This window comes from Nonomuraea sp. NPDC049158 (genome assembly GCF_040648335.1).
Classification (GTDB): Bacteria; Actinomycetota; Actinomycetes; order Streptosporangiales; family Streptosporangiaceae; genus Nonomuraea.
In genome coordinates this window covers 61371-84309 of record NZ_JBEZDM010000002.1, presented here as the reverse complement: position 1 = coordinate 84309, position 22939 = coordinate 61371, and the positions used below count along the sequence as shown (strand labels likewise).

General features: G+C 70.5%; 18 protein-coding genes and 1 pseudogene. 9 read left to right on the top strand and 10 right to left on the bottom strand.

Translation table 11 applies throughout. The annotated features are described in order from the left end of the window. Positions 1–11: 11 nt before the first annotated feature. Both AB0B61_RS04510 and AB0B61_RS04505 read left to right on the top strand, forming a co-directional pair. On the top strand, positions 12–1694 hold the full coding sequence (locus tag AB0B61_RS04510; protein WP_358427897.1) for an alpha-L-arabinofuranosidase C-terminal domain-containing protein: 1683 nt from the start codon (positions 12–14) through the stop codon (positions 1692–1694). After that, positions 1691–3571 carry a sugar-binding domain-containing protein gene (locus AB0B61_RS04505; RefSeq protein WP_358427895.1) on the top strand — a complete coding sequence of 627 codons (1881 nt, stop codon included), beginning with the start codon at positions 1691–1693 and terminating at the stop codon, positions 3569–3571. The genes AB0B61_RS04510 and AB0B61_RS04505 overlap by 4 nt, the downstream gene beginning before the upstream one ends. A 12-nt stretch (positions 3572–3583) precedes the next feature. On the opposite strand, the gene AB0B61_RS04500 is transcribed toward AB0B61_RS04505, so the two are convergent. Both AB0B61_RS04500 and AB0B61_RS04495 read right to left on the bottom strand, forming a co-directional pair. Further along, positions 3584–4432, bottom strand: coding sequence for an SGNH/GDSL hydrolase family protein (locus tag AB0B61_RS04500; RefSeq protein ID WP_358427892.1), 849 nt, complete (start codon positions 4430–4432; stop codon positions 3584–3586). Between the two features lie 280 nt (positions 4433–4712). After that, positions 4713–7880 carry an amidohydrolase family protein gene (locus AB0B61_RS04495; protein ID WP_358427890.1) on the bottom strand — a complete coding sequence of 1056 codons (3168 nt, stop codon included), beginning with the start codon at positions 7878–7880 and terminating at the stop codon, positions 4713–4715. A 206-nt stretch (positions 7881–8086) separates the two neighbouring features. Between AB0B61_RS04495 and AB0B61_RS04490 the strand changes: the two genes are divergently transcribed. After that, positions 8087–9271: an acyltransferase gene (locus tag AB0B61_RS04490; RefSeq protein ID WP_358427887.1), complete on the top strand. Its 1185-nt coding sequence runs from the start codon at positions 8087–8089 to the stop codon at positions 9269–9271. Here the strand turns inward: AB0B61_RS04490 and AB0B61_RS04485 are convergent. The 3 genes from AB0B61_RS04485 to AB0B61_RS04475 all read right to left on the bottom strand — a co-directional run bounded on the left by AB0B61_RS04485 (position 9249) and on the right by AB0B61_RS04475 (position 13705). After that, on the bottom strand, positions 9249–11111 hold the full coding sequence (locus AB0B61_RS04485) for a potassium transporter TrkA (protein WP_358427884.1): 1863 nt from the start codon (positions 11109–11111) through the stop codon (positions 9249–9251). The two genes, AB0B61_RS04490 and AB0B61_RS04485, sit on opposite strands and share 23 nt — an antisense overlap. Before the next feature lie 126 nt (positions 11112–11237). Next, positions 11238–12698: an LCP family protein gene (locus tag AB0B61_RS04480; protein WP_358427881.1), complete on the bottom strand. Its 1461-nt coding sequence runs from the start codon at positions 12696–12698 to the stop codon at positions 11238–11240. A gap of 71 nt (positions 12699–12769) precedes the next feature. After that, positions 12770–13705: a LysR substrate-binding domain-containing protein gene (locus tag AB0B61_RS04475; protein WP_358427878.1), complete on the bottom strand. Its 936-nt coding sequence runs from the start codon at positions 13703–13705 to the stop codon at positions 12770–12772. A gap of 71 nt (positions 13706–13776) precedes the next feature. Here AB0B61_RS04475 and AB0B61_RS04470 point away from each other — a divergent pair, with 71 nt between their 5' ends. The 3 genes from AB0B61_RS04470 to AB0B61_RS04460 are packed head-to-tail and all read left to right on the top strand — an operon-like array spanning position 13777 to position 16243. Next, positions 13777–14958, top strand: a complete 1182-nt coding sequence (locus AB0B61_RS04470; protein WP_358427875.1) for a thiolase family protein — start codon at positions 13777–13779, stop codon at positions 14956–14958. After that, the gene (locus AB0B61_RS04465) at positions 14955–15623 is read left to right on the top strand and encodes a 3-oxoacid CoA-transferase subunit A (protein WP_358427872.1); all 669 of its coding nucleotides are present in this window, start codon (positions 14955–14957) and stop codon (positions 15621–15623) included. Before AB0B61_RS04470 ends, AB0B61_RS04465 begins: the two co-directional genes overlap by 4 nt. Before the next feature lie 2 nt (positions 15624–15625). After that, positions 15626–16243, top strand: a complete 618-nt coding sequence (locus AB0B61_RS04460) for a 3-oxoacid CoA-transferase subunit B (protein WP_358429303.1) — start codon at positions 15626–15628, stop codon at positions 16241–16243. Between the two features lie 86 nt (positions 16244–16329). Here AB0B61_RS04460 and AB0B61_RS04455 read toward each other — a convergent pair whose 3' ends face one another. The 3 genes and pseudogenes from AB0B61_RS04455 to AB0B61_RS04445 form a co-directional block, all read right to left on the bottom strand. Beyond that, positions 16330–17280, bottom strand: coding sequence for an alpha/beta hydrolase (locus AB0B61_RS04455; RefSeq protein WP_358427869.1), 951 nt, complete (start codon positions 17278–17280; stop codon positions 16330–16332). A gap of 124 nt (positions 17281–17404) precedes the next feature. Further along, positions 17405–17710 (bottom strand): AraC family ligand binding domain-containing protein, encoded by a 306-nt coding sequence (locus tag AB0B61_RS04450; protein WP_358429301.1) that lies wholly within the window; start codon positions 17708–17710, stop codon positions 17405–17407. Between the two features lie 70 nt (positions 17711–17780). Continuing rightward, positions 17781–18119, bottom strand: a pseudogene (locus AB0B61_RS04445) (FAD-dependent monooxygenase); the annotation flags it as partial. Between the two features lie 370 nt (positions 18120–18489). Here AB0B61_RS04445 and AB0B61_RS04440 point away from each other — a divergent pair. Genes AB0B61_RS04440 through AB0B61_RS04430 form a run of 3 tightly spaced genes read left to right on the top strand, consistent with a single transcriptional unit; the run spans position 18490 to position 21130 of the window. Further along, positions 18490–19323: a CPBP family intramembrane glutamic endopeptidase gene (locus tag AB0B61_RS04440; protein WP_358427867.1), complete on the top strand. Its 834-nt coding sequence runs from the start codon at positions 18490–18492 to the stop codon at positions 19321–19323. Beyond that, positions 19320–20474, top strand: coding sequence for a histidine kinase (locus tag AB0B61_RS04435; protein WP_358427864.1), 1155 nt, complete (start codon positions 19320–19322; stop codon positions 20472–20474). Before AB0B61_RS04440 ends, AB0B61_RS04435 begins: the two co-directional genes overlap by 4 nt. Further along, positions 20471–21130, top strand: a complete 660-nt coding sequence (locus AB0B61_RS04430) for a response regulator transcription factor (protein WP_358427861.1) — start codon at positions 20471–20473, stop codon at positions 21128–21130. The genes AB0B61_RS04435 and AB0B61_RS04430 overlap by 4 nt, the downstream gene beginning before the upstream one ends. 59 nt (positions 21131–21189) lie before the next feature. Here the strand turns inward: AB0B61_RS04430 and AB0B61_RS04425 are convergent, their stop codons facing one another. Together AB0B61_RS04425 and AB0B61_RS04420 are read right to left on the bottom strand one after the other, a co-directional pair. Next, complete coding sequence (locus AB0B61_RS04425; protein WP_358427858.1) at positions 21190–21594, bottom strand: hypothetical protein; 405 nt, start codon at positions 21592–21594, stop codon at positions 21190–21192. 32 nt (positions 21595–21626) lie between these two features. Continuing rightward, entirely contained in the window at positions 21627–22877 is a 1251-nt protein-coding gene (locus AB0B61_RS04420; protein WP_358427855.1) for a DUF6745 domain-containing protein, read from the bottom strand. Positions 22878–22939: the final 62 nt, after the last annotated feature.

Here is a 22939-nt window from a genome sequence, read left to right as displayed (position 1 = left end):
CTTTGAGCCATATGTCTGTCCACGGCCGTGAGGCACTCGTGACGATCGACACCCGCCGCCCGGCGGGCCGGATCGACGACGACGTATACGGACATTTCCTGGAATCGGCGTTCTTCGGGAACATCGAGGGCGGCGTGTTCGACGAGGGCTCACCGCTGTCCGTCGCCGAACCAGGCCTGCTCCACGGGACCCGCACCGACGTGCTGGAACTGGTACGGGAGCTGGGGCCGGGTCCCATCCGCTGGCCCGGGGGAAACTTCACCTCGGCCTACCACTGGGAGGACGGCATCGGCCCGCGCGAGACGCGGCCGAGCCGGCTGGAGCTGGCCTGGGGCGGGCAGGAGTCCAACCGCTTCGGCACCGACGAGTTCCTGGCCTGGTGCGAGGCGGCGGGCGCGGAGCCGTACCTGGTGCACTCCTGCCGGGACGTGGACGAGGCGGTGCGCTGGGTCGAGTACACCAACTCCGCCCGCGCGACCACGCTCACCGGCCGCCGCGCCGGGAACGGGCGGGCCGAGCCGTGGAAGGTGCGCTACTGGGGCGTGGGCAACGAGGTCTACGGCCCGTGGCAGATGGGCCACCGCACGGCCGAGGAGTACGCCGCCGCCGCTCTCGAGCACGCCCGGTTCATGCGCCTGGTCGACCCCGAGATCCGCCTGATCGGCGTCGGCATCCCCTGGCAGCAGGAGCAGTGGACGCGCCCGCTGCTGGCTCGCGCGGGCAAGCTGCTGGACTACCTGTCCCTGCACCTGTACGGCGCCAGCACCCACCTGTGGACCGGCGACGACGACTACGACGCCGTCGTGGCCCAGGCGCTGTACTTCGAGCGGGAGATCCACGCCTACTCCCAGCTCGTCACCGAACTCGCCGCCGAGCTGGGCCTGGAGCGCCCGCCCGCGCTCACGCTCGACGAGTGGACCATGCGCCACCTCGAACCCGAGGACTGGCCGCGGCCGCTGCCCGGCGACGACGGCGGCATCGCCGAGCGCGAGCTGCCCGAGACAGGCGGCGGCGTCGCCGGGCCCGAGCTGCCCGAGGCGGGCGGCGGCCCAGGACGCCGGGTGCGGGTGAACCGGTGGAGTCCCCGCACGGTCGCCGACCTGGTCTTCTGCGCCGGAGTGTTCCACGCCGTCCACCGCTCCGCCGCCCTGCCCGCGCCCGTGGCCATGGCCAACCCGGTCAACCTGGTCAACGCCAACGGCCTGGTGGTCGCCCGCCCCGGTGGCGCCCTGCGCTCGGCGATCTACCACGTCTGGCACCTCTACCGGCACCACACCGGCAGGACCGTGCTGCCGTCTGAGGTGGACGGTCCGGCCAGGACGGCCGCGGTCCGGCTCGGCGACAGCTGGGGCCCTGACGGCCGGCTGGTCACCGCGCCCATGACCGTCCCGTACATCGACGTGTCGGCCACCCGCGCCGACGACGGCTCGGTGCGGGTGGCCGTCGTCAACCGGCACCGCGACGAGAACATCCGGGTGCGGATCGTCCTCGACGGCAGCACCGGCGCCACCCCCGCCCGCGCGCGGGTGCGCACCGTCGGCGGCGACGCCCCCGGGCTCGGCGCGGTCAACACGCTCGGCGCGCAGGACACGATCGCCGTGCGGGACCTGGGCGAGGTCGAGGCGAGCGGTGGGGCGTGGGAGATCTCGCCGCACTCGGTGACCGTGCTGACCCTGCTGGAGGAGCTTTCGTGACCCACACTCGAGAAGCCTTCGTTACCGACTCTCGGGGAGCTTTCGTTACCCACGATCCCGGCTACCCCCGTCCCCTCCTGATGCGCCCGCACTGGCAGGACCTGTGCGGCGAGTGGGGTTACGCGACCGACGACCGCGACCGCGGCCTGGCCGAGGGCTGGCACCGCGACGCCGGGGCCTTCACCCGCGCGATCGTCGTGCCGTACCCGCCCGAGAGCGAGCTGTCCGGCGTACACGAGCCTGAGCCCCACCCGATCGTGTGGTACCGCCGCGGGCTGCGCCTGGAGCGCGAGCCGGGGCCGGGCGAGCGGCTCCTGCTGCACTTCGGCGCGGTGGACTACCGCGCGCGGGTGTGGTTCAACGGCGAGTACTCCGGAGAGCACGAGGGCGGCCACACGCCCTTCACCTTCGACGTCACCGAGGCCGTCGTTCCCGGCGAGGAGCAGGTCGTCGTGGTCCGCGCGCAGGACGAGTGCGACGACGCGACCCAGCCGCGCGGCAAGCAGGACTGGCGCGGAGAGCCCCACGACATCTGGTACCACCGCACCACCGGCATCTGGCAGCCGGTCTGGGCGGAGGTCGTGCCCGACCTGCACGTCCGCGGCCTGCACTGGACCCCCGACGTCCCCGGCGCGTCCGTCACCGTCGAGGTCGAGCTGTCCCGCCGGCCGGACCCCGCCGTGGACGTCCGCGTCGTCCTCAGCCTGGGCGATGAGGTCCTGGCGGAGCAGACGTGCCGCACCGACCGGCGGGACGGCCGCTGGACGATCGCCGTCCCGGCGGCCCGGCACCAAATGGAGCAGGGCCGCCTGCTGTGGACGCCGGAGCAGCCCACACTCCTGGCCGCCAGGGTCGAGGTGATCAGGGGCGACGGCGCGCCGATCGACGCGGTCACCTCGTACGTCGGCCTGCGCAGCACCGGCGTCCGGGACGGCCGTTTCCTCCTCAACGGCCAGCCCCGCTTCCTGCGCCTGGTCCTGGCCCAGAACTACTGGCCCCGCTCGCACCTGGCCGCGCCGGACGCCGCCGCGCTGCGCCGGGAGGTCGAGCTGGCCAAGGAGCTGGGGTTCGACGGCGTCCGGATCCATCAGAAGGTCGAGGACCCGCGTTTCCTGGCCTGGTGCGACCGGCTCGGCCTGCTGGTGTGGAGCGAGATGCCCAGCGCGTACGAGTACGCCCCCCGCACGGTCGAGCGACTGACCCGCGAATGGCTGGAGGTCGTGGCCCGCGACCGCAGCCACCCGTGCGTGGTGACGTGGGTGCCGTTCAACGAGAGCTGGGGCGTCTGGCACGCGGCGGACGTACCCGAGCAGCGGCACGCCGCCACCGCGCTCTACCACCTCACCAAGGCGCTCGACGGTACCCGGCCGGTGATCTCCAACGACGGATGGGAGCACACGGAGAGCGACATCTGGGGACTGCACGACTACGCGCCGACCGGCGAATCGATCCGCGAGCGCTACGCCGGTCCCGAGGCGCTCGCGCGCATCCTCGGCGACCGCCCGCCCGCGCGGCGCGTCGCCCTGCTCGGCGACCCGGTCCGGCGCGGCCAGCCGGTGGTGCTGTCCGAGATCGGCGGGACCAGCCTCCGCCCGGCCCGGGACGAGGCCTGGCACGGGTACGGCACCGTCGGCTCCACCGAGGAGCTGGCCGAGGGCTTCCGGCAGATCGTGGACGCGGTGCTGGACAACCCGGAGCTGGCCGGTCTGTGCTGGACCCAGCTGACGGACACCGAGCAGGAGTCGAACGGGCTGCTGACCGAGGACCGCGAGCCCAAGGTGCCCGCGGCGGTCATCCGCCGCATCCTCACCCGCCCGGCCCGGTCGGTGCCCGCCGAGGCCATCGACGCGGCCCGCCGCGCGGCCAGGGACCGCTAGTGGCGGCAGGTGTCACAGCAGGGATCCGGCGAGCGGGATGTTCTGCGTTCGCAGGGCGCCGGTGACCAGCCGGGCGATCCGCCGGGCGCCGTACGCCTCGAAGTGGGTGTGGTCGTTGCAGAAGAACTGTCCGACCGGCCCGGAGGTGTAGTCGCCGTTGTTGGGGCACAGGCCCAGGGAGTTGTAGTAGTCGACGCTGAGGGTCTGCAGGTCGATGACCGGTGAGCCGGTGGCGGTGGCGGCAGCGGTGGTCTGGGAGACGAAGCCGCGGTTCTTGACCGCGGTGCCGCCCGAGCAGGTGATGGCCGCGACGGCGGTGAGCAGGATCGGGTGGGCGCCGCGGTCCTTCGCCGCCTGCGCCATCATCGTCATCAGCGCCTGGTATCGGGCGGTGCCGACGTGGCGCGGGCAGGTCGTCGAGCTGTCGTTGATGCCGAACTGGATGAACAGGTAGTCACCGGCCTTCATGCCGGTGAGCATCTGCTGCCACCGGGACGAGTAGGCGGTGGAGCTGAGGACGCATTCGCCGTTCGAGCCGATCGTGGAGGTCACGTTCCCCTCGTAGAGCCAGGTCTGGATGCTGCGCCCGGCGACGGCGAGGTTGTCGACCACGATGTTGCTGTGGAACAGCGAGTCGAATTCGGTGGCCCAGCCCACCGGGCAGGTGGAACTGGGGTTGGCCATGGTCGAGTCGCCGGCCATCCAGACGGTGGTCGTCGCCAGGGCGGCGGTCGCGGCCGCGTGGGCGACCCGGGCGTCGCACCCGGTCGCGCCGATCACCGTGGCCGAGGCGGGGCCCGGGGCGACCAGCGACAGGGATGTGATCAGGGCGGAGACGATTGATAACAGGACCTTACGCATGGCTTCTCCTGTCACCCCAATGGCGAAAGGACCGCGTCAGACGCCGGGTCGGCGGGGCGCGCATCCCTTGAGATTCCAGCCGACATTGTGAGCGCTAACATTCAATGGAGTAATCCCTTTCATGGGCGCCATTGAGGGATAGCGGTGATGGCACAGAGCAAATATGACGCCGCCGCGGCCTGTCAATTCCCGGGTAGGCTCTCCGGTCCCTGCCGATCGCGAAGGCGGTGGTCAAGGCCGCCGGATCACCCGCCCACGCGGGTCGTACCCGATGAAAATTTCAGTGGTCGTAGCAGCAGGCGACCCGGGCTCCCTCGAGCTCGGCGGGGTCGTTCCACCAGTGGCTCGCCGCGCTCTGGTGGACGGGGACGCGGTCCTTGACCTTTCCGGAAGGCGCGGAGGTCGCGGGTGGCGCCTGGTCGCTGGTGGTCGAGGACGGGTACGGCGCGAGGAGCTGCTCGACGGTGCGGTGTCTCCCGCCGACGACGACGGCGGTGACGTTGGCGGCGTCCTCGATGCGTGACAGCGGGTCGCCGTCGATGATGGCCAGGTCGGCGTACATGCCCTTGGCGATCCTGCCCAGCGGGAGGCCGAGGTAGGTCCCGGACGTGCTGGTCGCGGCGGTGAGCGTCTCCTGCGGCGTCAGGCCGTACTTGACCATGGCGCGCAGGTTCATGTGCAGGCTGATCCCGAGGTGATCGATCGGTGCGTCGGTGCCCGCGGTGACCACGCCGCCGCCGCGGATCATCGCCGTGAGCTGCGCGACCTGGTTGGCGAGGTTGGTCCGGATCACCTGGACCGCCGTCGGGTCGGCGGTCTGCGCCGTGGTGACCGTCGCCCGCAGCGCGGCCATCCGCCAGTTCGGGTAGAGCCGGCGGACTCGCTCGTCGGTGACCAGCGAGGTGTCGTCCCTGTAGAGGGTCGAGGAGTTGAACAGGGTGGGGGTTCTGGCCATCTTCGAGGCGTTGAACATGGCGATGACGTCCGAGTAGGCGGAGCCGACGTTCGTGACGGTGCGTGAGTAGCCGAACCGGTTGGTGGCGCCGACGTGCTCGGTCTGGTCGCCGCCCATGGCGATCGCCGGATAGTGGTAGTGCGAGCTGACCGGCTTGCCCTGGCGGTGGGCCCAGTCGATGACCTCCTTGTGCCAGATGACCGGTAGCCGCACGTAGCACTTCATCATGTCGTAGTCGAGGGCGGCGGCCCGCTGCAGTTCGAGCCGCAGTTGGTCGTGGGAGTACGTCGGGCGCATGAAGTTGTAGTAGATGCGCGCCCCGTCGATGGCCTCGCCCGTGCCCAGGTAGCGAGGTGCGAGCCGGGCACCGGACTGCACCGACTCGCGCTCCTCGACCATGTGGTACGCGGGCGAGCCAGGTGAGCGCGTCGTGGTGACGCCCAGGGCGAGCCACAGCGGACCCTGCCGCGATCCGTACGCGTAGCCCTGCATCTCACGGTGATGGTGGATGTCGATCAGGCCCGGCATGACGAACCTGTCGCGGGCGTCGATCCGGGCGCCGGGCCTTCCGTCCCGGTGCGGCTCGATCGCGGCGATGCGCTGGCCTCGTACGATGATGTCGACGTCGCGGACGACGCTCTTGGAGACGCCGTCCCACATGCGGCCCGCGTGAATGACGACCTGATCGGGGCCCGTGTCGTTGCGCCAGGTCAGCCGCATCGGAATCGACTGGGCGGGCTTGCCGTCGAGGCGCACGCTCCTGAGACGGCCCTCGTTCAGGTAGAGGAGGGCGGCCGAGCCGCCTGCCCAGACGGGGGCGTCGGAGACCTCCCGGGTGACCTGACGGGCGCTGCCGGTGGGCCGTCCGCTCTTGTCTACGGGCAGGACCCACAGGAGCGATTCCATGGCGAAGGCGAGCATGCCGCCGTCAGGTGACCAGACAGGGCCGTCGTCACCACGGGTCTGCAAGGACCGGTGCGGCGCGGGGTCGATGTACGTGCCGGCACCCGTGGCCCGGTCGACGAGCAGGATCTTGGACAGTCCCTCACGGTAGCGTCGTGAGTACGGCACCACCGCGGCCAGCGCGAGGGTTCTGCCGTCGGGTGACCAGGTCGGGCGGCCTGGTTCGAAGGTGGCGTCGAAGACCTTCTGGATGTCGCCGGTGGAGACGTCCACCACCCACAGGGCGCCGTCCTGGTCCAGGTAGGCGATCTCCCTGCCGTCGGGTGACCACCGGACCGACAGGGCGGCGGAGTCGGTCAGCTGGGTCAGCTGCCGGTCGGCGCCGGTGCTCAGGTCGCGGACCCAGATATTGAGGGTGCCGGTGCGGTCGGTGACGAATGCCAATTGCCGCCCGTCCGGGGAGAAATCCGGGTCGGTTTTCCACCAGCGGTCACGGAAAAGCGGTTCCGGCGGGCCACCGTCGCGCATCAGATAAATGTCGTTGAGCGCGCGGAAGGCGATGGCGGACCCGTCCGGGGAGACGGCCGGGCTGCCGATTCCGACGACGGGGAATGACCCGGGCTGGTCGAATACCCGGACCCTCTTCTTGTACGCCGGAGTCGTCGTCGTCAGCGCGGCGGTGAAGCCGATGGTGCCGACGGACGTGGAGCTGAGGCGGCGGACCTTGATGGTGCCCGCGGAGGTGTAGTAATAGCGTCCGTCCGGGGCGAACCGGGCACGGAACGGGAAGACCTCCTCGCCGGTGACGAGGGTGCCCGCGGTGCCGGCCAGATCGTTGGCGCCCGCGTGGAAGAGGTGGTAGGCGAGGTCGGTGCCGTTCGGCAGCCAGGACGGCTGGTGAATGACCTGACCGGCGGGGACCGTGACCGCGGTGGCGCGCGTGCCGGTGGCGACCTCGATGACGTCGATCCTGGTGTCGGCGACGACGAACGCGACCTTGCTCCCGTCGGGTGACCAGGCCGGCTCGTACTCCTCGGCGGAGGTGTCGGTCAGGACGCGGGTCGCTCCGGTGGCGAGGTCGAGCAGGTGGATCCCGTAGCTGCCGCCGGCATCGGAGGAATAGGCGATGGTGCGCCCGTCCGGGCTGTAGCGGGGCTCGCGGTGATCGAACGGGCCGGTGGTCAACTGCTTGATCGCGGACCCGTCGGGCCGGATCGTCCACAGGTTGAAGACACCGTCGCGGTACGACTGGAACACGATGGTGGATCCGTCCGGGGACCAGTCGGGCTGGGCGATGTCGTACAGATCGCTGGTGAGCCTGCGGGCGGTGCCCCCGGAGGCGGAGCAGACCCACAGGACGCCGAGCAGGTCGAGGGCGAGCAGGCGGCCGTCGGGCGAGGCCGCGACGGCGAAGTCGGTGCCGGAGGCGACGGCTGTCTTACCGCCGTTCCCGGTTATGCCGGCCCTCGCCGGCGAGGCCGGGGTGAGCACGGCGGCGAGGGCGGCGGCGCCGCCCGCCAAGACGGCCCGGCGGGACATCGATCCGGAGGTGGAGGTGAACGCGTCGGGAGGAACCGGTGAATGAGACATCGGGGATTTCCACTCCGGCTGGTGTGCTCATGGAGAGCAGTGGGACCTGCTTGGCTAAAGTAAGTGCATAGGAATGTGCATACGTTGGTCAAGAGAGCAGGTCAAGAGGGGCCGGTGGGGCGGGATCGCGTCGTGGGTCCGCGCTGGCCGGGCGCCAAGGTCGGACGTGGCGTCCGAAGGATCACGATTCCGATACGTTGGGCCGTATGCTCCCCGCCCTTGATGTGCAACAGGTTCCCTCCCGGTTCGCCTGGCTGGACGCGTTGCGTGGCATCGGCGCTCTGGCGGTGGTGGGGGAGCATCTGACGACCTGGGCGATGCCGTGGCTGCGGCCTACCTCGTTCAACCTCGGCGTCTACGGCGTGCTGGTGTTCTTCCTGGTCAGCGGCTACATCATCCCGTCCTCGCTGGAACGGCACGGCGACGTGCGGGCCTTCTGGATCGGCCGGTTCTTCCGCCTCTATCCGCTCTACCTGGCGGTCATCGCCCTGGTCCTCGCTCTTGCCTGGTGGATCCCGGTGCGGCTGGAGGTGCCCAGGGACCTGTCCTCGGTGGCCGCGCACCTGACGATGCTGCTGGACGCGGTCGGGGCGGCAGGTGTGCTGAACACCCTGTGGACGCTGTCGTACGAGATGGTCTTCTATCTGCTGGCCGCGGCGCTGTTCGTGGTCGGTGTACGCGACGGACGGAACCTGCTTCCGGCCACGTTCGCGCTGATCGGCGCCGTCGCCGGGCTGGTCCTGACCGGGCCGCCGCTGTCGGGCGGATGGCTGGCCTGGGTGTCGTCCGGCCTCTTCGTGGTCGGGCTCGGCTGCGTGGTCTCCGGGCGGGGGCGTACGGTCGCGGCCTGCGCGTTGGGTGTGATGGGGCTGGCGCTGGTACTGCTGAGCAGCCGCGTCCCCTGGTTCGGGGCGGCGATCCTGGCGGTGATGTTCGCCGGCACGGCGATCCGTCGCTGGGAACGCGGGCAGGCGCCGCTCTGGCCCGTGGTCGTCACCGCGATGGTCGTGGCCGCGACGCCGCTCTGGGCGCTCAATGCCGGGTGGTGGTGGGTGCGACCGGACGTGTGGGGGCTGACCGTCCTCCTCGCCGCCCTCACCTTCGCCGGTGGCATGGCCTTACGTGCTCGCCCCTTTCCTGCCGTGCTCACCTGGCTCGGCACGATCAGCTATTCCCTCTACCTGGTCCACCTGCCGATACTCCTGATCATCATGCGGGTGGCCGGTGAGATGCGCTGGTCGCCGCTGCCCCTGCAGATCGGGATCAGCGTGCTCTTCCTGAGCCTGCTCATCCCGGCCAGCTGGCTCAGCCACCGCTTCATCGAAGGCCCCATGCAGCGCCTCGGCCGTCGTGTCATTTCCCAGCAGGTCAGTCTTCAGCGAGGACGATGACCAGGTCGCGGGGGCCGAGCGTGACCGGGTCGGATTTGCCGGGGTTGAGCACGACGCCGTAGTTGGGCGGGGCGGTGGCCTCGACCGTCAGCCGATAGCCGATGGCGGTCTCGCCGCGGGCCCTGGCGGAGGCGATGACGGTGGCGAAGCTGACCGTCATCCCAGGGCGGATGTAGTCGGTCGCGGGCTTGAGGTAGATCTCCGAGCCGTCGGCGTCGAAGAGGTAGCGGAACACCCCGCCCAGGTGCGGGTTCTCCGACAACTGGGTCATCAGCAGGCTGATCAGCTTGGTGCCGACCACGAAGTCGTCGGCCTTGGTCACCTGGGCCAGGCGGCGGTTGCGGTCGTCGTTCATCTCGCTGACGATCGGGAAGCGCTGCCCGGTACGGGATGCCAGGTCGCGCAGGTGCAGCAGCGTCACCAGCGTGCGTGAATCCGCGTGCTGCGACTCCACCCGGTCGTCGGCCAGCACGATGATGTGGTCGAACATGCCCGGTTCCAGCGACTCCAGCGTGATCCGGTCGGTGGTGTCGCATTCCTTGACGTTCAGGGCCAGGTTGGGGAGCTCGAGCGCGAACTCGGATTCGTCGACGGCGGCGGCCACGTTCAGGATCGAGCCGGGGGTCACGTACTGGTCGAGCTCGGCGACGATCTTCGGGGCGCGGCTGTTCCAGCCGAGCATCAGTGTGCGTTTCGGAGGCGAGGCCTCGCGGGCGGGATGGGCGATCGCCTGCTCGACGATGGGCGGGAAGCTGCGGACGAGCCGGACGGTGGAGTCGTCCTCGGCGATCACGATCATCTGGTCTCCGTCCATGACCTGGGTGTCCATGGGCGGGTTCAGGACCACCGAGCCGTCGCCGCGCCGGATCCCGATCAGCGAGGCGGTCTCGTACGCGAACAGCGCCTCCCCGTACGGGAAACCGGTCAGCTTCGGCTCCGTCCGCATGTAGATCTCGTCGCCGCCGAAGTCCAGCAGATCGGTGACCACCACCGACAGGCCCGACTGGCGGGAGGTCTGCACGATGAGCCGCGAAGCGATGTCGTCGGTGTCGACCACCTGCGCGTGCCCGTTGGCGGCCAGTTCGGCCGCGACGCGGTTGTGGCTGTCGGTGACCGAGGCGATGATCGGCGGGCGGCGGCGGCGCCAGTTGCGGTTGGTCAGAGCGAGGAGCGTCTTGACGACGTGCGCGTCAGCGTCCTCACCCGCGGGGGAGAGGACGATGACGGACCGGGCGGTGTCCAGGCTGAGCAGGTCGAGATCGGTCGGCTCCGCGGTGCTGCCGCTGCGTACGACGACGCGGGTCTTGCCGGTGTCGCCGACGCGCGTCCGCAGTTCCTCCTCCATCTCCAGCTTGTCGCCGTCGCCGAGGATGGCGATGCAGGACTTGGCTTCGCTGGCGTTGGCCTCGACCAGCTCGGGGATGATCGTGAAAACCTGATCCGACCAGCCGACCAGCACCGTGTGGCCGGACTCGACGATGCGGGACCGGCCCTTGCGCAACTCGGTCAGCTTGTTGTCCAAGCCGGTGGTGAGCACGCCGACGAGGCTGGAGACGATGAGCAGCCCGCCGATCGTGATGGCGAACCCGAGGATCGTGAAGATCGTGCTGCCCTCGTTGTCGCCCGCCACGGTGCCCGGGTCCATGGCGCGCATGAGGCTGCCCCAGAGCGCTTGGTACCAGCTGTCGTGGACGTCGTCGTCGGCGAAGACTATGGACAGGCCCGCGAAGATCACGACCATCACGACGGTGACGAGTGCGAGCCAGCCGATGAGGGCCGGTGTGCCCTTCGACATGCTGTTGTCGAACCGGTAGCGCAGACGTTCTCGTCGTGTGGCCATGACCTAACCCATCGTTGGGGGCATCCTCTCGCCTGAGGCGGTAAGGGATGTGCGAACGGTACCAATCGCCACAATTGTCCCCTTGCTTCTATGCCGCCGCTTGCATCTCGCCAACAAAGGAGACGGCTAGGTCTTCTTCTTGGCGGGTGCGCATGCCGAGTCCAGCGTGTCCAGTCGGTCGGACGGCTGGGCGAGCCGGCTTGGTGATCGCGTGGTGGTGGGCGTGCTGGCAGGAGATGGGGTGGCGGCCCCGGCGCGGACGACCTTGCCGGCGCGTGCGATGGCGGCCCGCACCGCCTTGCGGATGCGCGGATAGTCGGGATAGGCCGGGTTGTAGGCGGGTGGTACGAAGTTCATCTTGGCCACCTTGGCGCCCTTGACCTTCTGGGCGAGCGGCACCAGGTCCTGCAGCAGATCGCGCGGGATGTCGGTGCGGAAGGTCTCCTTGGCGGCCTTGGCCAGCGCGTTGAACTTCAACAGCACGTTGCTCGGGTTGAGCTGGTTGAGCATGGCGCTCATCACGCACTGCTGGCGGAGCATGCGGGTGTGGTTGTCGGCGCCGGCGCAGGTGCTGCCCGGATGGTCGCGAGCCCGGCCGTACCACAGGGCCTCGTTGCCGTCGAGGGTACGGGTGCCGGCCTTGACCACGCCGCCGTCGGAGCGGCCCACGCCGTAGCAGACGTCCTGCTCGACGTTGATGGTGACGCCGCCGAGAGCGTCGATCAGGCGTGCCACGCCCCACATGTTGACGAGCATGTAGTAGTCGACCTTGAGGCCCAGGATCTGGCCGAGCGTGCCCTTGACGGCCTCCGGGGCGCGGTCGGCGGAGTGGCCGGCCACCTCGGGGTGCGTGTCGGCGTACGCCCAGACCGCGTTGAGCAGGTCGGCCGAGCCGCGGCCCTGGGCCGGCGGCAAGTAGAAGTTCTTCGGCGGCGGGAACCGCCTGGCCAGCGCGGATCCCGGCGCGAACGGCGCGTTCTCCATCTCGCGCGGCAGCGCCAGGACCACGGAGTTGCCGGTGCGGACATCGATGCTGACCACGTTGATGCTGTCGGTACGGATGCTCACGCCCTTGCGCGAGGCGGCGCCGTCCCCGCCCAGCAGCGCGATGTTGACCCGATCGCGGCCCTGCCACGGATCCCGGTGATCGATCGGCTTGGTCGGTGAGGACTTGAAGACGCTGCCGATCGCGTCGTCAGAGGTACGCGCGGTCGTGGCGGCCAGCCCGAAAGGCAGCGCCACGGTCACCGCCAGCACGCCCGCGACCGTGGCCGTACCGATCTGTCCCCACTTGCCGAGCCTGGCGGGTCGCAGCACGATGTACGAGCTGATCACGACCCCGGCCCAGGCCAGCCCGGCCACCACGCACAGGCCGGTGATCACGGCCAGCCAGGTCGGATCGAGCAACAGACCAGCCAGCGCATTTCGGTTGATCAGCGCGATCACGACACCGATCAGCAGCACGCCGAAGATCCCCAGCATGATCATGCCGGTACGCTTGCGGCCCGCCCGCAGGTGTACGACGCCTGGCGCGACGACCGATACGAGCGTCCAGCCGATCATGGATGGAGCAGTCCACCTGCGCATCCAACCTCCCCCATAGGCAACATTTGCCTCATTGCGTAGGGAATTTAGCAACTCACCACGCTTAGGGTGACCTACTCGATCGATGGACCGCTGGCTCGCGACCGGCTGATGGGACTCATCTGGTAAGTACGGACGATGCGCTGGACGGCGGAGACGGCGCGGATGAGGTGGGTTTCGGCGCGGTCGGCCCGATGGGCGACCGCCAGGTCGATGGCCGCGGGAGGGGCCAGCGGCCGGAAGGCGACGCCTTCCAAGGCCAGGGCCGTCACCGGTTCGGGGACGACGGCCGCGCCGAGGCCGCCCGCGACGAGCGTGATCAGGGTGGAGGTCTCGCCGACCTCGTGCCGGATCCGGGGCTCGACGCCGGCATCGCGGAACAACCCGAGGACGACGTCGTACATCACCGAGCGCCGATCCGCGGAATGGACGATGAGGCCGACCTCCGACAGATCGGTGATCATCACCTGCCGCTGGGCGGCCAGGCGAGTCTCAGCGGGGACCGCGACGACGAGCCGGTCCCGGCGTAGCGGCAGAACCGTGAGCGAGAGATCGGCGATCGGCGGGCGCAGCAGCGCCACGTCGATCTCACCGCTCCGCAGCGCGGCTACCTGGTCGGGCACCAGCATCTCGCCGCGGAAGGAGAAGTCGACGCCCGGCAACTCGTGGGACAGGCCGCGGGCGAGCGCGGGCAGCAGGCTGTAGGTCGCCGAGCCCACACAGCCGATCGCGAGATGGCCGACCGCGCCGGCCGCGACCCGGCGGGCCTCGTTCGCCGCCTCGTCCACCGCGTCGAGGATCCGGCGGGCCCGGGCCAGGTAGCCGCGCCCCGCGTCGGTGAGGCCGACCCGGCGAGTGGTCCGCTGGAGGAGCTCCACGCCCAGATCGTCCTCGAGCCGGCGGATCGCCTGCGACAGCGGTGGCTGGGCCATGTGCAGCCGGTCGGCGGCCCGCCCGAAGTGGAGCTCCTCGGCGACGGCCACGAAGTACCGCAGGTGACGTAGATCCATAGGAGTTGCGTCTCAATAGGGCTGGATATTGATATTTCACAGTATCAAGCTCGGTCCTTAATCTCGGTGTCATGGCCTGCTACCTCTACTCCGCCGTCCGGACTCCCTTCGGCCGGTTCAACGGCGCCCTGTCAGGCGTACGGCCGGACGATCTGTCGGCGCGCGTCATCACCGGGCTCCTGGACCGGGTGCCGGAGCTCGACCCGGCCGCGATCGACGAGGTCGTCTGGGGCAACGCCAACGGCGCGGGCGAGGACAACCGCAACGTCGGCCGGATGGCCGCCCTGCTCGCCGGGCTGCCGACCAGCGTGCCGGGCACCACCGTCAATCGGCTGTGCGGCTCCAGCCTGGACGCGGCGATGATCGGCTCCCGCGCGATCGAGACCGGCGACGCCGACATCGTCCTGGCCGGCGGGGCCGAGTCGATGACCCGCGCGCCGTGGGTGCTGCCCAAGCCGTCCAGAGGTTTCCCGCCCGGCGACCTCACCGCGGTCTCGACGACGCTCGGCTGGCGGCTGGTCAACCCGCGCATGCCCAAGGAATGGACCGTCTCCCTCGGTGAGGCCAACGAGCAACTTGGCGAGAAACACGCCGTCACGCGGGAGCGGCAGGACGCCTTCGCGCTGCGCTCCCACCGGCTGGCCATGGCCGCCTGGGAAGAGGGCTTCTACGACCACCTGATCGTCCCCACAGAAGGGCTGGCCCGCGACGAGGGCGTCCGCTCCGACTCCTCGCTCGAGCAGCTCGCCGCCCTCAAGCCGAGCTTCCGCCCCGAGGGCACCATCACCGCCGGCAACGCTTCGCCGCTCAGCGACGGCGCCTCCGCCCTCCTGCTCGGCTCGCCCGCCGCCGCGGATCGGCTCGGCATCGAACCGCTCTCCCGCATCGCCGGGCGGGGCGCGTCCGCGCTCGATCCGCGGGAGTTCGGGTACGCCCCCGTCGAGGCCGCCGAACGTGCCCTCGCCCGCGCCGGAATCGGCTGGGACCAGGTCGGCGCGGTCGAACTCAACGAGGCCTTCGCCGTACAGTCGCTCGTGTGCGTCGACGCCTGGGGCATCGACCCGGAGATCGTCAACACCAGAGGCGGCGCGATCGCGATCGGCCACCCGCTCGGCGCCAGCGGCGGCCGCATCCTCGGGACACTCGCCGGGGTGCTGCGCGAGCGCCGCGAGCGGTGGGGCGTCGCCGCGATCTGCATCGGCGTCGGCCAGGGCTTGGCCGTGGTCCTGGAGAACCTGGCGGTGGCAGCATGAGCCGGGCGCGGATCCTGGACAGCGCCGACGAGGCGGTCAGCGGCATCGAGGACGGCAGCACCGTCCTCGTCGGCGGCTTCGGCATGGCCGGAATGCCGCTCGACCTCATCGACGCGCTGATCCGGCAGGGCGCCAAGGACCTCACCGTCGTGTCCAACAACGCCGGCAACGGCGAAGCAGGGCTGGCCGCGCTGCTCCAAGCCGGCCGCGTGCGTAAGGTGATCTGCTCCTTCCCGCGGCAGACCGACTCCTACGTCTTCGACGGGCTCTACCGCGCCGGGAAGGTCGAGCTTGAGGTCGTGCCGCAGGGCAACCTCGCCGAGCGGATCCGCGCCGCGGGCGCGGGCATCGGCGCGTTCTACTCTCCCACCGGCGTGGGCACGCTGTTGGCCGAAGGCAAGGAGACCCGCACCATCGACGGGCGGGCCTACGTCCTGGAGTATCCGATCAAGGGCGATGTCGCGCTGGTCAGCGCCCACCGCGCCGACACGATGGGCAACCTCGTCTACCGCAAGACCGCCCGCAACTTCGGCCCCGTCATGGCCACCGCCGCCACGACCACGATCGTGCAGGTGCGCGAGATCGTCCCCGCCGGAGGCATCGACCCCGAGAGCGTCGTCACCCCCGGCATCTACGTCCACCGCATCGTCCAGGAAGCGTGCTGATCATGCCCCTGTCCACCGACGAACTCGCCGCGATCGTCGCCCGCGACATCCCGGCCGGCTCCTACGTCAACCTCGGCATCGGACAGCCCACCAAGGTCGCCGACCATCTTCCCCGCGACTCCGGGATCGTCCTGCACACCGAGAACGGCATGCTCAACATGGGCCCCGCGGCGACCGGCGACCAGATCGACCCGGAACTCATCAACGCCGGCAAGGTCCCGGTGACCGAACTCCCCGGCGCCTCCTACTTCCACCACGCCGACTCCTTCGCCATGATGCGCGGCGGCCACCTCGACGTGTGCGTGCTGGGCGCGTTCCAGGTCTCGGTCACCGGTGACCTGGCCAACTGGCACACCGGGAAGCCCGGCGACATCCCCGCCGTCGGCGGCGCGATGGACCTGGCGATCGGCGCCAAGCAGGTCTTCGTGATGATGACGCTCTTCGACAAGCAGGGCCGCTCGAAGCTGGTGTCCACCTGCGCCTATCCGCTGACGGGCATCGGCTGCGTCAGCCGCGTCTACACCGACGTCGCCGTCATCGACGTCGGCCCGGGCGGGGCGACGGTGCGCGAGACCTTCGGGATCACCGCCGACGAGCTCCGCGACCGGCTGGCCGTCTGAGCATTCGAGCTGCGGCTTTTCCGACGCGGGCGGCTTGGTGATCAGGCGTCACCATGGCGTCCGGGTGCTCGTGGCGGGTGCGGGCGTCAGGTCGTGCCGAGGGCCTTGCGCAGGACCTGGATGGCCTGTTCGACGGCGCCCGTGGTGGCGGCGGTCTGCCGGAGCGGGTTGAGCATCATGAAGTCGTGCAGGATGCCGTTGTAGCGCAGGCTCGTCGTACGCACCCCGGCCGCCACGAGCTTGCGCGCGTACGCCTCGCCCTCGTCCCGCAGCACGTCGTTCTCGTCCACGATCACGAACGCCTCGGGCAGCCCGGTGAGGTCCTCCAGGCTCGCCCGCAGCGGCGAGGCGGTGATCTCCGCGCGCCTGTCGTGGTCCGGCAGGTACGCGTCCCAGAACCAGGCCATGGCCTTCGCGGTCAGGAAGGGCCCGTTGGCGAACTCCCGGTAGCTGCCGGTGTCCTGGGCGGCGTCCGTGACCGGGTAGTAGAGCGACTGGTGGACGAACGTCACGTCGCCGCGCTGCTTGGCCAGGATGGCCAGGGCGGCCGTCATGTTGCCGCCGACGGAGTCGCCCGCGACCGCCAGGCGTGTGGCGTCGAGTCCCTCGGAGGCCCCGTCGCGGGTGATCCAGCGGGCCGTGGCGTACGCCTGCTCGATCGCCACCGGGTAGCGCGCCTCCGGCGAGCGCTCGTACTCGACGAAGACCACGGCGGCCTTCGCCCCGACGGCCAGCTCGCGGACGAGCCGGTCGTGCGTGCCGGCGTTGCCGAGGATCCAGCCGCCGCCGTGGACGTACAGGATGACGGGCAGCGTGCCGGTGGCGCCCGGGGGCTTGACGATGCGGACCCGAACGTCCCCGACCTCGGCCGGTACGGTGATCCACTTCTCCTCGACGTCGAGCTTGTCGATCGGGGCGGCCTGGATGTCGTCGAGGACCTTCCGGGCGCCCTCGGGGCCCAGCTCGTACAGGAACGGGGGCTTCGAGGTCGCGTCCGCGATCTCCTGTGCCGCCGGCTCCAAGATGTGCTCAGTCATGAGACGTCCCCCTGGTCGTCATGGATGCTCGAGCCCCCCGGGCTCACGTACCCGCAATCCGGGGGGCGAACGCACGGTCGAGGGGAGACGAGCAGCGCGAACGCCCCGCCCATGGTCCGAACGATCAGCCGGGCAGCCGGCGTGGTCGCGGCTCCACGAACTCCCAGCCCATCGCCTGACCGCCGGCCAGCAGTTCCTCGACCGACGAGTCGCGGGTCTGGTGCGTCGGCATGCTCGGCACCGTCGCCGGCTCTCCCATGTCCTCGAAGAACTTCTCGAACCCCGCCGGGGTGACGACGCAGAAGCCGCGGCCACGCTTGGACCGGACGAAGATGGAGTGAGCGGTGTTCCGCGGAATCCACACCGTGCAGCCGGGGGTGACCAGGTGCACGGTGTCGTTGACGTAGACCTCCCATTCGCCGTCGGTGATGTGGAACAGCGTCGAAGCTCAGCAGCTCGTACTGGTATCGCGGGGCGTGGCCGAGCTCGGCCAGCCGATCGCGCAGCACGCTCTCGGTGCGGAACTGCGGGAGCATGAGCGCGTTGCGGTACGGCTCCGCGGGCGCCGGGTCCTGGTGCTCCATGACGCGCCGGTCGACCGGGCCGTCCTCGGTGTAGACGCGCTGGAGCGGGTATTCGCCGCCGGCCGCGACCATCCGGTCCAGCACGCCAAGGTCCTCGAACACCTCAAGGGTCCGGGGCTGGATGCCCTTGCCCCGGGATCCGATGAGCGGATGCGACGCCTTGTCGATCAGCACGAAGTCCACGTCGCGCCGGGCCAGTTCGATGGCCAGGGTCAGACCGGCGGGGCCGGCGCCGGAGATGATCACTTCGGGCATGGCTCAGACCTTCTTGGTGACGAGCACGGTGCGGACGCCGGCCACCTCGGGCGCGCGCCACGCGGACGCACTCGTTCCGCGATTTCCTGCTCGCGCATCCTGGACTGGTCGCCCATGCCGAAGAGCTGTCTCGCGTGGGCAGCCGCGAGGAGTTCGAGTTCGGCCTGGCCGCACTGCTGGACGCCATCGAGGCCCGGATCACGCCCCGGCGTCCCGGCTGAGGTGGCTGCTTGACGTTTGTCCCCCGTGCGAGCTACCCGCGAGTGTCCACTGCGCGGTGACGATTCCCGGCCGTCGAATCCCTAGCGTTCTCGACGTAGCCGCGGCGCCCCGGTCGCGGAATCTCATGGAATCTCGCAGAGGAGTCGTCATGCGACTGTTGAAGCAGCTCGTGGCCGTCGCGGTGGTCGCCTTCGTCGGCAGTTCGGTGGTGGGCGCGGTACAGGGGAACGCGTTTCTCACTCTGGTTCTCGGTGTCGCGACGGCCGCGCTCGCGGTGTTCGTGTACGCCCGGGTGGTGCGGTGGTCCGAACGCCGCGAGCCGGTGGAGGTGGCCGCGAAAGGCGCCGCCACCGCCGTCGGCCGAGGGGTGCTGATCGGTATCGGGCTGTTCTCGGCCGTGATCGTGAACATCGCCTTCATGGGCGGCTACCGGATCGACGGCGGCGGCTCGGTGGCGGGGGCGATCGGGCTGGTCGGGTTCATGGCCGCCGCCGCGGTGACGGAGGAACTGCTCTTTCGCGGCATCCTGTTCCGGATCGTCGAGGAACGTACCGGCACGTGGATAGCGCTGACACTGACGGCCCTGGTGTTCGGCATGGCGCATCTGTTCAACCAGCATGCCAGCCTGTGGGGCGCGCTCGCCATCGCGATCGAGGGCGGTGGCATGCTCGCCGCGGCGTACGTCGCCACCCGCACCCTGTGGGTGCCGATCGGCCTGCACTTCGGCTGGAACTTCGCCGCGGCCGGCATCTTCAGCACCGAGGTCTCCGGCAACGGCGCGTCGGAAGGGCTGCTGCACGGGGTGACGTCAGGCCCGGCCCTGCTCACCGGCGGCGACTTCGGGCCGGAGGGAAGCCCGTACTCGGTCGTCTTCGGCGTGCTGGCGACGATCGCGTTCATGTGGCTGGCCCGCCGTCGCGGCAACCTGGTCCCTCGCCGGCGCGGCGCCCGGCCCGGCACGGCCGCTACGCTCTCCCAGTGATCGGTCTCCATCGGGTCCCGGATCTGTGGCGGCGGTGTGACGTCACGGTCCGGGATTCTCCGTTGGCGCTGCTGTTGGCCGTCGCGTCGTTCTTTCCGGCGTTGCAGAGCGCCGGGACACAGGTCGGCGACCTGCCGCTCCGCCCCTTCGACGTGCTGGCCGTCGTGGCGGTCGCCCTCCAGAGCCTGCCGCTCGCCGTACGCCGGCGGTGGCCGGCCGTCTGTCTCGTCCTGGTGTCGCTTGGTTTCGCGCTCGACCAGCTGCGCGGCTACCACGCGTTGGCGGGCACCGGGCTGCCCATCGCGCTCGTGAGCGCGGGCGCCCATCTGGAGCGTCATCGTCGCGTCATCGCGGTCGTCCTCTCCGTGGCGTACCTGCCGCTGGCCGTCGCGCTCGACCGGCCCGGCGGGGCCGAGCGGCCGGAAGGGTTCGTGCTGTTCTACCTGGCGCTGGTGCTCGCTTGGGGCGTCGGGGCCTGGCTGCGCTCCACCCGGGCCGCCGAGGCCGAGCTCCGCCGGCACGTCGCCGAGGCCACCCGCGCCGCCGAGCGCACCCGCATCGCCCGCGAGCTCCACGACGTCGTGACTCACCACGTGACGGCGATGGTCGTACAGGCCGAGGCGGCACGCTACCTGACCGCCGTGCCCGATCGCCTCGACGAGACGCTGAGCGCCGTCACCGACACCGGCCGGCGGGCGATCGCCGACCTGCGGCACCTGCTCGACCTGCTCAACCCCGGCCACGACACCGACGTCAGGACGCCGTCCGTCGGCGAGCTGCACACGCTCGTGGAGCAGACGCGCCAGGCCGGGCAGCCGGTGGAGTTCACCGAGGAGGGCCGGCCGGCGGAGTCGGCCGGCAGCGCCGAATTCGTGACCTACCGGGTCGTGCAGGAGGCTCTGACGAACGCCCTCAAGTACGCCCACGGCAGCCGCACCGTGGTCCGTGTGCGCTATGGCCAGAAGGAGATCAGCGTGGAGGTCAGCACCGATGGCTCCGGCTCGCGGAGCCGCTCTCCTGGTGGGAGCGGGCGGGGTCTCGCCGGGCTCCGCGAACGGGTCGACGCCCTGGGCGGCGAGTTCAGCGCGGACCGGCCCGCGGGCGGCGGCTTCGTCGTGCGGGCCCGCGTCCCCGCGGGCAGCCCGTCATGAACGCGCCGGTTCGGGTGCTGATCTGCGATGACCAAGCGCTGATCCGTACCGGGTTCGCGACGATCATCGGTGCGCAGCCCGACCTTGAGGTGGTGGGGGAGTGCGGGGACGGTCGCGCCGCGGTCGACCTCGCCCGCCGGCTGAAGCCGGACATGGTGGTGATGGATGTACGGATGCCGGTGCTCGACGGGATCGAGGCGACCCGCCTGCTGGCCGGTGCCGGGGTGGCGGATCCCATCAAGGTGCTCGTGGTGACGACGTTCAACCTGGACGAGTACGTCTACGAGGCGCTGCGGGCGGGCGCGAGCGGGTTCCTGCTCAAGGACGCCCCACCGGCGCAGCTGCTGAACGGCATCCGCACCGTCGCGACAGGTGCCGCGCTACTGGCACCCGAGGTGACGCGGCGGCTCGTCGGCAGGTACGCGTCGAGGATCCGTCCCGCCGAGGACACCCCGGACGGCATCGCGCTGACCCCGCGCGAACTGGAGGTCCTGCGCCTCATCGCCGACGGCCTGTCCAACAGCGAGATCGCCGCGACCTTGGTGATCAGCCAGGAGACCGTCAAGACGTACGTGTCGCGCATCCTCACCAAGCTCGACCTGCGTGACCGCGTGCAGGCCGTGGTCTACGCCTACCGCAGGGGCTTGGTGACCTGAGGCGCACCACACGTGTCCAGAGGCCGTTCAGACTGCCTTCACCCGGACCGGCGGCACCCTCAATCGGCGACGAGCCGGGCTTCGCCGGCCTGCTCGCGCTGGCGCCGCAGCTCGTAAGTGCCCGGTGCGATGCCGGTGAAGGCGTGTTCGGGATGCGCGAGGTAGGCGGACGCCCCCTCTGCGACGGTCAGCACACCGAGCACCATTCCGCCGCCGAAGCGCTCCGGGCTGAAGAACGCCTTGCCGGTGGCGAGCAGGAGGTGGGTGTTGGCCTCGGCCTGGCCGCGGACGATCGGGACGCCGATCTCGGGGACGGGGATGCGAGCCGGATCCCGGTCGGCCGGTACGACGGCGACATCGCCCTGGAACTGCAGGCCGGACAGGACGGGGATCTCGGCGTGCCGGTCGAGGTGCTCGTCGATGGTGACGCCGAAGGTGGCGATGGCCTGTTCGATGGTGGGCATCTTCTCGGGCTCCTTTGCCGGTGGGCGGAGGGTCAGGATCGTCGTTGTGCAGTGATGTATTGCGCGGAGGTGAGGCCGTAAGTCCAGGCGGCGGCCTGGAGGGGGTCGGTGCAGTCCGCGGGGACGGTGAGGCCGAAGCGGCGGCGGGTGCCGTCCCGTTCGACGGTGCCGTTGGTGCACAGCAGGACCCGCACGCGTGTGGCGTATATGTCCGCGGGGACCTCGTGCAGGGTGAGGGTCTGCCCTGGGTTGCCGGGGTCGGGTACGGCAGGGCCGACCTGGGCAAGGCGGGCCTCGGTGATGAAGCGGTCCCAGCCGCGACGTTCGATGGCACAGCGGCGGATCTCGACGTTGGTTTCGCGGAGGATCTCGTCGGCGGTGAGGGTGTCGTCGATGACGGCTCGGGTGACGTGGGTACCGTGCCAGAAGTACAGCCCGAACCCGTCGGGCCAGACGGCCGTGGGGCCGTCGGCGCGGTGCGGCCGGTGCGTGACTCCGGCGCCCTCGCCGACTTGCTCGAGGTACAGCTCGGCCGGGCGCGGACAGAGCATGACAAAGCCCCGGAAAGGCCACCACCACCAGCCGGCGGGTGCGGATTGCGCCGCGGCCTGCTCCGCGACGGTTGGCCACGACCGGTGCTCGTCGAGCGGCGGGACCGCATCCTGCCCGAAGAGGCCGACCAGGGTCAGCCAGGTGTCGGACCGCTGGCCCGCCAGATGGGCCCGCCACAGCCGACGCACCTCGCCGCGGATCGTATCCTGCCGCGGGCCGCCCACCGCTGCGTCCACCGCCGCCCCCACGGCCGCTTGCGACGCCGTGGCAAGCGTGGCCAATGCGCCGGTGGGTACATTCCGGCTCGTCGGCGGTGCCGACTCCTTGCGGGCAGGTGTGACGCGCGCCCTTTCCCGCACCGCCGAGGCCATCGCGGAGCCCATTGTCTCGGCGATCTCGGCGTGCAGGGCGGTGGCCGCCGCGCCGTGCACCGGATCGCTCACCGCGCCGTCGGCCGCGACCCGGACCGCGGCGCGCACCGCGTGACCGACGGCCTCACCGGCGGTATCGTCCAACGCGCGGTAGACGGAGTCCAGGACGCGGTTGTTGCGGTGGCCGGTGCTCAGACATGCGGCGATCGGTGCGGCGAACGCGCCGACGAGCGGTGAGGACACCCACACGACCCGTTCGGGGAACGGGAGCCCGATCTTCTGGTAGCAGGCACGGGCCGCGGACTCCCACGCCCGCCTCTCGGCGGCGGTGTCGTCGCGGCCGCACGCGGCCCGGGGCATGCGCTCCGCATCCCGATCATCGGCTGCCGAAGGGGCTGAACCCGGTGGATTCACGGTGGAGA